This is a genomic window from Planktothrix sp. (genome assembly GCF_046067725.1).
Lineage (GTDB): Bacteria > Cyanobacteriota > Cyanobacteriia > Cyanobacteriales > Microcoleaceae > Planktothrix.
Genome location: NZ_JBJUDF010000369.1, coordinates 1 through 13,789 on the forward strand (window position 1 = coordinate 1; position 13,789 = coordinate 13,789).

Annotated in this window: 10 protein-coding genes; 5 read left to right on the top strand and 5 right to left on the bottom strand. The window is 41.8% G+C overall.

The window, feature by feature from the left end; translation table 11 throughout:
- Window positions 1-1,588 (top strand): response regulator (locus tag ACKPEB_RS22850; RefSeq protein ID WP_408967335.1); only part of this gene is annotated, 1,588 nt, incomplete at its 5' end.
- Between the two features lie 102 nt (window positions 1,589-1,690).
- On the opposite strand, the gene ACKPEB_RS22855 is transcribed toward ACKPEB_RS22850, so the two are convergent.
- Together ACKPEB_RS22855 and clpX are read right to left on the bottom strand one after the other, a co-directional pair.
- Window positions 1,691-2,329, bottom strand: a complete 639-nt coding sequence (locus tag ACKPEB_RS22855; RefSeq protein WP_408967336.1) for a hypothetical protein — start codon at window positions 2,327-2,329, stop codon at window positions 1,691-1,693.
- Between the two features lie 87 nt (window positions 2,330-2,416).
- Window positions 2,417-3,763 carry an ATP-dependent protease ATP-binding subunit ClpX gene (clpX, locus tag ACKPEB_RS22860; RefSeq protein WP_408967337.1) on the bottom strand — a complete coding sequence of 449 codons (1,347 nt, stop codon included), beginning with the start codon at window positions 3,761-3,763 and terminating at the stop codon, window positions 2,417-2,419.
- Between the two features lie 372 nt (window positions 3,764-4,135).
- Between clpX and ACKPEB_RS22865 the strand changes: the two genes are divergently transcribed.
- On the top strand, window positions 4,136-5,284 hold the full coding sequence (locus ACKPEB_RS22865; RefSeq protein WP_408967338.1) for a glycosyltransferase: 1,149 nt from the start codon (window positions 4,136-4,138) through the stop codon (window positions 5,282-5,284).
- A 402-nt stretch (window positions 5,285-5,686) separates the two neighbouring features.
- A complete protein-coding gene (locus ACKPEB_RS22870; protein WP_408967339.1) occupies window positions 5,687-6,421 on the top strand; it encodes a sugar transferase in 735 nt (244 codons plus the stop codon).
- A 124-nt stretch (window positions 6,422-6,545) separates the two neighbouring features.
- Here the strand turns inward: ACKPEB_RS22870 and ACKPEB_RS22875 are convergent, their stop codons facing one another.
- Window positions 6,546-7,850 (bottom strand): glutamate-5-semialdehyde dehydrogenase, encoded by a 1,305-nt coding sequence (locus tag ACKPEB_RS22875; RefSeq protein WP_408967340.1) that lies wholly within the window; start codon window positions 7,848-7,850, stop codon window positions 6,546-6,548.
- Between the two features lie 269 nt (window positions 7,851-8,119).
- Here ACKPEB_RS22875 and ACKPEB_RS22880 point away from each other — a divergent pair, with 269 nt between their 5' ends.
- Entirely contained in the window at window positions 8,120-9,253 is a 1,134-nt protein-coding gene (locus ACKPEB_RS22880) for a glycosyltransferase family 4 protein (RefSeq protein WP_408967341.1), read from the top strand.
- A gap of 181 nt (window positions 9,254-9,434) precedes the next feature.
- Complete coding sequence (locus ACKPEB_RS22885) at window positions 9,435-12,023, top strand: GAF domain-containing protein (protein ID WP_408967342.1); 2,589 nt, start codon at window positions 9,435-9,437, stop codon at window positions 12,021-12,023.
- Window positions 12,024-12,115: 92 nt separating this feature from the next.
- Here the strand turns inward: ACKPEB_RS22885 and ACKPEB_RS22890 are convergent, their stop codons facing one another.
- Both ACKPEB_RS22890 and ACKPEB_RS22895 read right to left on the bottom strand, forming a co-directional pair.
- Window positions 12,116-12,709, bottom strand: a complete 594-nt coding sequence (locus ACKPEB_RS22890) for a Uma2 family endonuclease (protein WP_408967343.1) — start codon at window positions 12,707-12,709, stop codon at window positions 12,116-12,118.
- 149 nt (window positions 12,710-12,858) lie between these two features.
- Window positions 12,859-13,789 (bottom strand): AAA family ATPase (locus ACKPEB_RS22895; RefSeq protein ID WP_408967344.1); only part of this gene is annotated, 931 nt, incomplete at its 5' end.

Below are 13,789 nucleotides of genomic sequence, written 5' to 3' on the forward strand. Positions count from 1 at the left end.
AGTGCGGGAGTCGTCGGCGGATATTGAATTTTTAGTGGAAGAAGCGGATCAAGTGACCCGTGAGTTACGACGGATTACAACCGCGTTGCAAGAAGGGTTAAATCGGGCGCGAATGGAGCCTTTTGCCATTGAAGCAGACGCGCTCAAACGTCCGGTGCGGGATATTTCGATTAAATGTGGCAAACAAGCTGAATTGTTTGTGGAGGGTCGAGATACTTTAATTGATAAAATGTTATTGGGTAAGCTGCATGACCCGTTAATTCATTTAGTTAATAATGCGATTACCCACGGAATTGAACCTGCGGATGTGCGTCTGGCGGCGGGAAAATCCGCAGTGGGTCGGATTACGATTCGGGTGTTTCACCAAGGAAACCAAACGATTATTTCGGTTTCCGATGATGGTAGTGGTATTGATGTCAATCGGGTGAAGAATAAGGCGATTCAAAAGGGATTGATCACGGCGGAAGAAGCTGAAAGTATGAGCAATCCTGAGATTTATGATTTGTTATTCTTGCCGAACTTTAGCACGAAGGAGGTAGCAGATGAATACGCCGGTCGTGGGGTGGGGATGGATGTGGTGCGAACCAGTTTAACCGATATTCGAGGTACGATTACCACGGATTCGACTTTGGGGAAAGGCACAACGTTCACCATTCGCTTACCCTTGAATATGAGTATTTCCAGGGCGTTATGCTGTGTGAGTGATCGGGTGCGGATTGCTTTCCCGATGGATGGGGTCGAAGATATGATTGATGTCCCCCGTGAACAAATTCGGATCATGGAGGATAGCAGTAAAGCCTTGGAGTGGCGAGGAACGATTTTACCGCTCCGTCCGGCGCGAGAATTGTTGACTTATCATCGCCATTTGGGTCGGGGGAATGTTTATGGCAGCAGTGCTGAGGAAGATATGATTTCCGTGATTGTCCTGCGGTCTTCAAGTCATTATTTGGCGGTACAAGTTGATCAAGTGTTGATTGAACAGGAAATTGTAATTAAACCCCTAGAAGGGCCTGTTCCGAAACCGATTGGCATTGCTGGAGCTACGGTGTTAGGGGATGGTCAAATTGTGGCGATCGCTGATGTGCTGGAATTGATTGATTTGGCGATGGGTCGCATTCGCAAGGATGCGCCAGGCAAGATTTGGCAGATGGGAACCCCTGTGGATGAATTACCTCCTGCTAAGTCTGAACCGACTGTATTGATTGTGGATGATTCGATTACGGTGCGCTCACTGTTGTCGATTACCTTTGAAAAATCAGGTTATCGCGTAGAAGAGGCGCGAGATGGTAAGGAAGCTTGGGAAAAACTGAAATCTGGTTTACCTTGTGATATCGTGTTCTGCGATATTGAAATGCCTCGGATGGATGGATTGGAGTTATTATCTCGGATGCAAAAAGATCCGGTGTTAACGAATTTACCTATTGCTATGTTAACGTCACGGGGGGCGGATCGTCACCGTCAAATGGCGTTTAATTTAGGGGCAAGAGGTTACTTTACCAAGCCTTATTTAGAGGAACAATTATTGGAAGCCGCCGGACGAATGTTAAAGGGTGAAGTGGTTGGAAATACACTTGTTGCGGCTCAATAATAGTGATTGGATTGGCAGTTATTAGTTATCAGATTCTAGCAATTTTATTTTCTCCTTTTATCCCAATCACGGATGGGTTAAGATTGAATTGAGGGTGATTTCTCATGCTGAAGGCAGAAAATCATTCTGAATTTTCTGTAAAGTTTGATAGAATTTTTGAGCATGAATCCATCCCACATAACCTGCAAAACGACAACGTTCTAAAGGATCAATTAAGAAAACATGATCCACTCCGGCTAGATTTTTCCAGGTGTGAATTTTGATGTTAGATTTTAGGATCAGATAGGGGGTAGAATATTGAACATCTGTAGGGTTAGCGGGGGTCATCCCTGGAATTTGTTGTAAACGGTTAATAATCTGCCGTAAAAGTTCTTCTTGAGTGGGGCCTGGTGGATTAATATTAATATTGAGTTCAATTTCAGCAACGGTATATTCACAGGAACCCATAAAAACACCGCCATTTTTTCTGTAGGTTCCAGCTAATTTCCCATCAATATAAAGTTCAAATCGTCCACACCAATCTTTACTGACTAATCCTCTTATAATTCGTTCGGGTAAGGAGTAAGTTTTGACCTTAAAATTTAACAGATTAACTCCTTCTTGCAACGCTGAAGAAATATTAAGTTTTATTCCTGTCTCTAAAGAAAAATAATGTTCATTAACATTAATATAAGCTTCATCCCGACCTTCAATCAGTCGAACTTCAATTAAACTATTATTGAAGGCTGAAAGTTTAATCATTTCCACGTTAAGGTTCGATCAACTTGCCCCTATAAGTTTACTGTTAATTTATAGAGGCAAGTTAATTGATTTTATGAATTTAGAAGATTAAGCTGATTCATGTTGTCGATGCCAAGCGGGATGCCAGAGCACTTCTGCGGTAGAACGTTTTTCTACCATTTCTTGGGTAATCACACATCGAACCACATCTTTTCGAGAAGGAATTTCATACATGACTTCTAACATTAATTCCTCCAAAATTCCCCGTAATGCTCTCGCTCCGGTTTTACGACGGAAGGCTTCTTTGGCAATGGCTTTTAAGGCTTCCGGTTCAAATTCTAAACGCACATTATCCATGCGTAATAGCTTTTTATATTGTTTAACTAAAGCATTGCTGGGTTCCGTTAAGATGGAAATTAATGCACTTTCATCCAACGGAGTCACACGAGTTAAAACCGGAAGTCGGCCAATGAATTCAGGAATTAAACCAAATTTTACTAAATCTTCAGGTTGAACATATTTAAGAATTTCATCAAATTGTGGGGAAGAAACAGAAATTTTGTTAAGTTCGGGAGGCTGAATAAAACCGAGAGATTTTTTACCTAAGCGTTGTTCAATCAGTTTTTCTAAACCGACAAAAGCACCACCACAAACAAATAGAATTTTACTGGTATCAATTTGGATAAAATCTTGATAGGGATGTTTGCGTCCGCCTTGGGGGGGAACATTAACAATGGTGCCTTCTAACATTTTTAATAGCGCTTGTTGCACCCCTTCCCCAGACACATCTCGTGTAATCGAGGTATTTTCGCTTTTCCGGGCAATTTTATCAATTTCGTCAATATAAATAATTCCCCGTTGTGCGGCTTCAACATCAAAATCAGCGACTTGTAACAATCGTAATAAAATATTCTCAACATCATCCCCCACATAGCCAGCTTCTGTTAAGGTTGTAGCATCAGCAACGGCAAAGGGAACATCTAATAACTTTGCTAAAGATTGGGCAAGTAAGGTTTTACCACAGCCCGTTGGCCCCATTAATAGAATATTCGCTTTTTGTAATTCCACAGCATCATCGGCTGCTGAATCCGACCCATTTAATTTTTCAACACTTAAGCGTTTATAATGGTTATAAACCGCAACAGATAGCACCTTTTTAGCCCCATCTTGACCAATGACATGATCATCTAAATAATTTTTAATGTCGATGGGTTTGGGAATTGAAGCTAAAGAAAATCGGGGGCTGGCTGACTGCTTGGAGGAACGCGGTTCTGACTGACGCCCGTTTGAAACTGTTGCTTTATGTCGGTCAGAAAACTCTTCTTCTAAAATTTCGTTGCACAGTTCAACACATTCATCACAGATATAAACACCGGGGCCTGCAATTAATTTGCGAACTTGCTCTTGAGATTTACCACAGAACGAACATCGTAAGTGAGAGTCATATCTGGACATATTGAATTAATCTTTTTTTTAATTAATTGCTGGTGGCTTTCTTTACCCTAAATCAGGGAGATCGATTGAATTGGTTCGCTCCTTCAACGGGGATGCCTTTGCTTCTGGGAACATCCTGAGCAAGATCAATTCAATACTCTCTGCCTTTAAAGTAACACTAAATGCAGGAAACGTGGGAATTTCTAGTGATTCTTTATTTTTTCTACACAGAGGAGATGGTAGTTGGTAGTTGACATCCGCCCCAGCGTAAACCCACGAGGATTTGATCTATTGCAACCAATCGAAATTTGAACAATTTGAGTCGTTTCAATCTTTCTGGAATTCCCAAGCTGTGCGATATTAATTCTTGCACTCTTGGATGGGATATTGGCTGTGTCGTTAACCTATGCACTGGTTCATGAATGGTTAACACCTCTGGCGACGGGAGGTTCTGAACTCGTGGTTGAGGAAATTCTCAAGCATATTCAGGCAGATGTTTATGCCTTAATTGATTTTGAATCAACAAACCCTCACAGTTATTTATATCAACGTTCCATTGGTACAACCTTTCTGCAACAGTTTCCCTTTGCACGTTCTGGGGTGCAGAAATATTTGCCTTTACTTCCGTTAGCCATTGAACAACTTGATGTTCGAGCTTATGATGTCATTCTTTCCTCTTCCCATGCTGTGGCTAAAGGTGTTCTCACCAGTCCTCATCAACTCCATCTGTGTTACTGTCATACCCCAATGCGCTACGCCTGGGATTTAACCTTTGACTATCTCAATAGTAGTTTAGCGGGAAAAGGACTACAAGGATTGCTCACCCGCTATTTACTGCATCGGTTGCGACAATGGGATGTGATTTCAGCAAACCGGGTTGATTATTTTATTGCTAATTCTAAACATACCGCTCGACGAATCTGGCGATGCTATCGTCGGTCAGCAAAGGTAATTTATCCACCAGTTCAGGTGGAACGGTTTCAGTTTCAGCCACAAAAACAAGATTTTTACTTAACCGTTTGTCGTTTAGTTAGTTATAAAAAAATTTCATTAATTGTGCAAGCCTTCAATCGTTTAGGATATCCGTTAGTAGTCATTGGTACAGGTGCCGATTTAAAAGCCATTCAGCAGATGGCTAAACCCAATGTACAGGTCTTAGGTTGGCAACCATCGGAAGTGGTAGAACAGTATATGCAGGATGCCAAAGCCTTTGTTTACGCTTCCTGTGAGGATTTTGGCATTGCTTTAGTAGAAGCTCAAGCCTGCGGTACTCCAGTCATTGCTTACGGTGCTGGAGGTGCTTTAGAAACGGTGCGAGATCTGCGACAATATCCCGATTCAGCCACAGGTTTACTGTTTGCTACCCAAACCGAACAGGCATTGGTAGAAGCCATAGAAGCCTTTGAGGAGTCTAGGGAGAAGTTTAACCCGGAAATGGCGCGATTAAACGCCTCTGGGTTCAACCCCAAACAGTTCCAAGAACATTATTGGGGATTTGTGGAGCATTGTTGGCAACAATTTCAATCGGGAAATATCAGGTAAAATATCTAATCTTGTCTGTGATCGTAGACTGTAGGCTTTCTATCTGATTCGTCCTAATCTATGTAATAACATTGTTACATCAAAAGCAATTGTGCTGATGGAGGCGGAATTCCTACCCTAATCCTATAGGTCAGGTGTGAGGACTCTTGCGAAAACCAGCTAAAATGCCAATTGATTTCGGATTGTAAAAACTTGTTTGTGATCACAGAGGATATCACACCCTAAGATACTTCTCATGGGAGATGATGATTGGGGGAGTTTTCCTTTCTCCACTGGAGTTTCTCCCTTCTGTCAGGAACAAGATTTCATCCGAATTTTGACGAACTAAAGCCGAATTACCTATATTGGGTGTCTTGAGGCTTTATGATCAGGACTGTGTGTGGTGTGAATTGAAGGAGTAAGATGACTGCCAATAGCCAACTCATCTTTGGTAAGGGACTTCGGCGTGGGTTCACAAGGCGGGGGGCTTTGCCCTTGGCTGATCGGGCCATACCTCGCCCCCTGTCTCGACAGCGTTTAGACGAGGAATTTTTTAAGCGAGCATTTGATATTGTCTTTTCTCTGTCTGTTCTGATTTTGTTTGCTCCGGTTTATCTAATTTTGGCTCTGCTGATTGCATTAAGCTCTCCAGGGTCAGTTTTTTATGTACAGGAACGAGTCGGAAAAAACCGCAAGCTGTTTGGATGTATTAAATTCAGAACGATGGTGAGTAATGCCGATGAAATGTTAGCGCAGATGATGGAAACTCATCCCCATTTGCGGGAAGAATTTCAGAATAATTTCAAACTTAAACATGATCCTAGAATTACTTGGATCGGTCGGTTTTTACGAGTGACCAGCTTAGATGAATTTCCCCAATTTTGGAATGTTTTAATGGGGGATATGAGTGTAGTCGGCCCTAGACCTCTAGTGGTGGAAGAACTACACAAATATGGTCGCCACATGGATAAAATTCTAACCATTAGACCTGGAATTACTGGACTGTGGCAAGTTTCAGGACGTAATGATATTCCCTATCCTCGTCGCGTCCAGATCGATTTATACTATGTCAATTTTAAGAATTTCTGGACAGATTTATGGATAGTTATCAAGACCATTGGTGTTGTGATTTTTCCTAAAAATAATGGAGCTTATTAGATCCAGAAAACCAACAGGATTCATAACTCAATGGAATCTTGTTTTATTTGTCTTTAATTTCTTAAATCATGATTTGACAACCCCCTAAACCTTGTTAATTAAAGGTTGGGGGTTTTATTTGGTATTACAAGTCTCGATGGGTAAAGGATTTAGCATTTTGACCTGAATAGGTTGCTACAATATGCCCATCCCCAACCATTTGATATTTATAAGTGACTAATCCTTCTAAACCAACGGGCCCGCGAGGGGGCATTTGTTGGGTACTAATTCCCACTTCTGCACCGAAACCATAACGAAATCCATCTGCAAAACGAGTGGAACAATTATGGAAAACGCCTGCGGCATCTACTTGATTTAAAAATAGATTGGCTGCGGTTTGATCTTCTGTTATAATAGCATCGGTATGACCGGAACCGTAAGTATTAATATGAGCGATCGCTTCTTCTAAATTACCGACAATTTTAATCGATAAAATTAAATCGCTGTATTCCGTTGACCAATCTTCCTCGATAGCAGGTTTAATATTAACAATTTCCAAGGTTTTTGTATCTCCTCGCAATTCTACATTTTTAGCTTGTAATGCGGTGACGGCTTCTAATAAAAACTTATGGGCAATGTCTTGATGAACTAATAAGGTTTCTACGGCATTACAGGCAGCCGGATATTGAGTTTTTGCGTCAATCGTAATAGTGATCGCTTTTTGAAGATCTGCCAATTTGTCAATATAAATATGACAAATTCCTTCGGCATGACCTAAGACGGGAATTCGAGTATTATCCTGAACAAATTTAACGAAAGAATTAGAACCACGCGGGATAATTAAATCTACATAATCATCTAATCGCAATAATTCTAAAATTTCTTCCCGTGTGGTTAAAAGTTGCACTACATCAGGATTAACAGCAGTTTTGGATAATCCTTGACGAATGGCATTGACTAAAGCTTGGCAGGAATGAATCGCCTCTTTTCCCCCTTTTAAAATAACTCCATTTCCCGATTTAATGGCTAAAGCTGAAATTTGAATGACCGCTTCAGGACGGGCTTCAAAAATTACCCCTAAAACCCCTAAAGGGCAAGTGATTCTTTTCAGTTTTAACCCTTGATCTAATTCTCGATGAATTTGTACCACTCCCACGGGATCAGGTAATTTTGCAACATCTCGTAATCCAGTAATGGTACTCTTTAATTTAGTTGCATCAAATTTAAGACGATTATATAACGGTTTGGCAATTCCTTCCGCTTCTGCGGCACGACAATCCGCTTCATTAGCGGCAATAATTTCTGGTGCTGCTGCTTCTAAAGCTTGAGCAACAACTTCAATGGCTTGATTTTTTTCTTTTGTTGATAATCCCCCTAACTTCTGGGCTGCTAAACGAGTTTTTTGAGCCAGATCAACCAGAGAAATAGAACGAGTTTCCGAAACTGTCATTGTTACAATCTAACCCCAAAATCGGGCAAAAAATTACTATTTTTTTATGATATAGCAGGGAAGGGGGGTGGGGGGAGCAGGGGAGTGGGGGGAGCAGGGGGAGCAGGGGGAGCAGGGGGAGCAGGGGAGGAGAAGGGGAGGGAGTTAGTACGGCGCGTTTGTACAAGGTAACCGTCAATAGTCAACGGTCAACAGGCAACCATTAACAGCAATGACAAATTCTGAGATGATGAGAAAGCTAGGACTATTGATGTCAGTGTATAGCTTTTATGCGAATCGCTCTTTTCACGGAGACCTTTTTGCCCAAAATTGATGGGATCGTGACGCGGCTGTGTCATACGGTTGAACAGTTACAACGGTTGGGAGACGAAGTATTAGTCATTTCACCAGCAGGGGGACTCACGGAATATAAAGGTGCTCGAATTTATGGGGTAGAAGGCTTTCCTCTACCGATGTATCCCGAATTAAAATTAGGAATTCCCCATCCAGGTATCGGGGTGGAATTAGAAAAATTTCAACCGGATTTAATTCATGTTGCGAATCCGGCGATTTTAGGGTTAGGGGGATTATATTATGCGAAAAAATTAAATATTCCTTTAGTTGCATCCTACCATACCCATTTACCTCAATATTTGCATCATTATGGTTTGGGAATGTTGGAGGAGCTATTGTGGAGTATGTTAAGAGCAGCCCATAACCAAGCCCAATTAAATCTTTGTACTTCAACGGCCATGGTAGAAGAACTCAGAAATCATGGGATTGAACGGCTGGATTTATGGCAACGGGGAGTTGATACAGACCTGTTTCAACCCTGCTTAGCCAGTGTGGAAATGCGCGATCGCCTCAGCTTGGGAAACCCGGATTGTCATTTATTACTCTATGTGGGTCGTTTGGGAGCCGAAAAAGAAATTGAACGGATTAAACCTGTTTTGGAAACCCTTCCCAATGCTCGTTTAGCCCTCGTTGGAGATGGCCCCAATCGTCAAGTCCTAGAAGCCCATTTTCAAGGAACCCCGACCCATTTTGTCGGTTATCTGCGGGGGAAAGAGTTAGCCGCCGCCTATGCGTCAGCCGATGCGTTTATTTTTCCTTCTCGTACCGAAACGTTAGGGTTAGTTTTATTAGAAGCCATGGCGGCGGGTACTCCGGTAGTCGCGGCTCGCTCAGGGGGAATTCCTGATATTGTCACCGATGGTGTTAATGGGTATTTGTTTGATCCCCGTGACGAGAAAGGAGCGATTACAGCGACACAACGGTTATTTGCCAATCCCCAAGAACGAGAAACTTTACGTCAAAATGCCCGTTTAGAAGCCGAACGTTGGGGATGGGCCGCCGCCACCCAACAACTTCGTTCCTATTATCAAGGGATTCTCAGTCGTTATTCTTTGCCATCGGTTGCTTAGAATTGACCTGAACGATTAGACTGCTATATTAGGATGGCAGCCATGACCATCCTTTGTCTGTTATTATTTACGCATTCCACACTCTCGCTTCTTGGGAAGGTTGTATTCCATCAAAGCCACTTAACCCTCTCGAATCAGAGTTCAGCCGTTCTATATCCGTCACCCAAACTATCCCCTTCCCATGACTTTTTCTAATGCTGGTAGCATCTTAGCTACGCTGACACAAGTGGATCGTATGGGCCTCTTGGCAGCGCGTGTTAAAAATCTGCCAATCGGGGAATTTATTTGCATTTTAGATTTTATTACCGCAGAATTCCAGCAATTTCTACGGGCAATTGATCTGATTAATAATGAAGCGATTGAAAGTTTATTAGAACAATTGCTGGATGCCTTTACCCTCAAAATTGGTCAAGTTTTACAAGCGGATCGTACAACCATTTTTTTAATTAATCGGGGTAAAAATCAACTTTGGTATACGAAAGTTGATGAAGAAACCGGACAAGCGAAAGAAGTCCGTTTACCGATGGACGTGGGAATTTTAGGGTATGTTGCCCGCACTGGGGAAGCAATGAATGTGGCGGACGCCCACAATTGCTTATTATTTGAGGCAGAAGTGGATGAACCTGCGGGATATCAGACCCGCAGTATTCTGTGTATGCCGATTTTCACCTTACAAAATCCGACCGAAGCGGTGGCCGTGGTTCGATTGTTAAATAAAGCGGGAGATTTAGGGTTTACAGAAGAAGATGAACAGCAATTTCGCGCCTTTGCTGATTCGATTGGAATTATTTTAGAAAGTTGTCAATCCTTTTTTGTTGCTGCCCGGAATCAACGGGGAGTCGCTGCATTATTAAAAGCAACAACAACTTTGGGGCAAAGTTTGGATTTAGAAACTACCTTAAAAGCGGTGATGGAACAGGCGCGAGATTTAATGAAAGCCGATCGCAGCACGTTATTTTTATTAAAAAAAGAAACTCAGGAATTGTGGACAAAAGTAGCCACCGCCGATGGTTCTACCATGATGGAAATTCGGATTCCAGCGAATCGAGGAATTGCCGGATATGTAGCTTCTACAGGTCAAGTTTTGAATATTCCTGATGCCTATTCTGATCCTCGATTTGACCCGACAACGGATAAAAGAACAGGTTATCAAACCCGTAATATTTTATGTATGCCTGTTTATAATGGAGCGGGAGAATTAATTGGAGTAACGCAGTTAATTAATAAGAATAAAGGCAGTTTTACTAATTCTGATGAAGAGTTTTTAAGAGCCTTTAATGCTCAGGCGGGAATTGCGTTACAAAATGCTCAGTTATTTGAAAATGTAATGGTTGAAAAACAATATCAGAAAGATATTTTACAAAGTCTTTCTGATGTGGTAATTTCAACAGATTTACAAGGTAAAATTGTCACGATTAATGATGCGGCTTTAGAATTATTAGGTTGTCCTAAACCTCAAATGGGGGAAGGACTCTGCCCCACCGAAAGCTATCGGATTATCCGTCAATATTGGGAAGAAAAATTAACCGGTCGTTATGTCTGGGAAGTCGTACCGATTGAAAATTTAAGATTCCGTTTAGAAGATAGTTTACGCCATGGAGCGCGTCATTATGTTCCTGAACAAAGTTTAACGGTTGGTTTAATTAAACAGGAAGATCCTCATGGAAAAATTAGCGGACTGGTTCCCACTTTAGTGATTCCTGATCGGTATCATGCTGAAATTTATTATCCTTGGGGAGAACCGACTCCTTTACAACTGAATGGAAGCTTTTATCCTAAACAACAAATTCGAGAAATTGAACGCAGTATTAATTTAACCGTTAATCCCCTGACTAACCCTGAAGGTGGCGTTCGAGGGGGGTTAGTAGTGTTAGAAGATATTAGCCGCGAAAAACGCATGAAAACCACCATGTATCGTTATATGACTCCGGGGGTTGCTGAACAGGTGATGGCTTTAGGAGAAGATGCGTTAATGGTGGGAGAACGTAAGGAAGTTACTATTTTATTTTCTGATATTCGAGGGTATACAACCTTAACCGAAAATTTAGAAGCGTCGGATGTGGTGGCGTTATTAAATCAATATTTTGAAACGATGGTAGAAGCGGTTTTTTCCCATGAAGGAACTCTGGATAAATTTATTGGGGATGCGTTAATGGCGGTTTTTGGAGCTCCCCTTCCTTTGCGAGATAATCATGCTTGGATGGCGGTACAATCAGCTTTAGATATGCGCCGACGCTTAAAGGAATTTAACCAAATGCGACCGGATGAACCACAAATTAAAATTGGTATTGGGATGAGTTCTGGTGAAGTGGTATCAGGAAATATTGGTTCTCAAAAACGCATGGATTATACTGTAATTGGAGATGGGGTTAATTTAAGTTCTCGTCTGGAACAAATTACTAAACAATATGGCTGTGATATTATTATTAGTGAGATGACCTATCATTTATGCAGGGATAAAATTTGGGTGCGAGAATTAGATCGGGTTCGAGTCAAAGGAAAGCAGCAAGCGGTGAGTATTTATGAGTTAATTAGTAACCGTTCTATTGCTTTAGATTCAGCTACAAAAGAATTTTTAGATTGTTTTAATCAAGGTAGAATTGCTTATTTAGCGAGAGAATTTAAACAAGCCATTCAGATTTTTGAGGAAGCTAAAAGAATGCGTCCAGACGATCGGGCTGTACAAATTCATATTGCGCGATCGCAACAATATCTACAAACGTCTGTTCCTGAAGAATGGGATGGTGTTTATACGATGACAACCAAATAAATCAATATTTCAGAATATACACTCCATTCAAAAAAATTGATATAGAATTATTACTTCTTTAAAATTTAGTGAAGGTAATTAACAAACACACCTCATTTTACAGCTAATACTTGAACAACGGTTAGGTTAAAACTTGGAAAGGTTGGAGAGTTAATTTGATGATCGCCTTTAAACTCCGTTAAATCATAAAATTGATGTTCTAATGTACAAACAGTGATTTTTTCTTCTAAAGGATCGACTATCCAATATTCAGGGATTTCTAGTAATCCATATTCTGAACGTTTGGAACGGTAATCATCGGTTTTTGTAGACGGACTAACGACTTCAACGACTAAAAAGGGTGGGGGTTCATTAAAATCAATGACGGCTTCTCGATTCGCCATTGTTTCCCATTGTGCCTGAGATAATATAGTAATATCAGGAATACGGGAAGTCTCCCAACGTCGTCCACGAGGAGAACGAATTCCCACTATCATTTGTTTAGCTGTCCAAGGAAGTTGCAATTGTCGAATTTGGTCGCGGAATTGATCATATAAAAACTCGGTAATTGCCCCGTGTTTTCCCGTCCCTAAACTCATGGGTATCAGTTCTCCATCGACGAGTTCATAACGGGTGTCGGTGTTGTCATTATAGAGTAAATAGTCCTCAAAGGTAAGTTTTTGGGTTGTAACAGAAATCGGAATCATATTAAATTTCCCGAACTTAACTTTTCACGCTCGTTCAGCATGACAGGTGGGTTAGGTCATTGGTTGCGTAGCGAAGAATCTCTGATTATCTTCCCAGTTAACCAGAGATGCTTCACTTCGTTCAGGATGACAGGTGGGAGAGTAGAATATTAAGTGGCACGCTGTTCAACTAACACTTGGTAAGCATCATTAAAATCATCGGTTGTAATCCGAATTTCAGCCGGGTCAGTCATGCCCTGGTGTCGATAACGACGAATTGCCCCCAGTGCAGCTTGGTTACATAATAATGCTAAATCTGCCCCATTCCAGCCTTCCGTTGCTTCGGCCCAATAGCCTAAATCCACATTCTGTAAAGGACGTTCATCGTTATGGACTTGTAAAATCGCTAAACGACTTGAAGCATTCGGTAAATCCACTTTTAACTGTAAATCCAAGCGTCCAGCCCGGAGTAAAGCTGGGTCTAACGCATCTGGGCGGTTAGTGGCTCCAATCACTAAAATCGTTGCCCCCGTTTGCAACCCATCTAACTCCGTTAAGATTTGTCCCACAACCCGGTCACTCACCCCAGAATCCCCACTGTAACGGCCCCTTGCAGGAGCTAAGGTATCAATTTCATCAATAAACACCACACAAGGGGCGGCTTGACGAGCTTTGGCAAATAACTCCCGTACCGCTTGTTCACTGGCTCCCACCCATTTACTCAACAGTTCCGGGCCATTAATACTAATAAAATTGGCTCGCGCCTGAGATGCAACGGCTTTCGCCAATAAGGTTTTTCCCGTTCCCGGAGGCCCCCAAAGCAAAATGCCTTTGGGTGCTTGGGCTTTAGTTTGCAAATATAATTGAGGATGGAGTAATGCCCCTTCCACAGACTCCTGTAGGGTTTGTTTAATTTGTTCCAGTCCGCCAATATTATCCCAAGCCACATGGGGAGATTCCACTTCCACAGACCGTAACACGGCGGGTTTAACTTCTTTAAGAGCTTGCAAAAAGTCGGTTTGGATGACCGTCATAACATCTGGAATTTGGGCATCCAGGGAGGGAATCTGACGGCGCAACGCACTATAGGCGGCTTTCTGG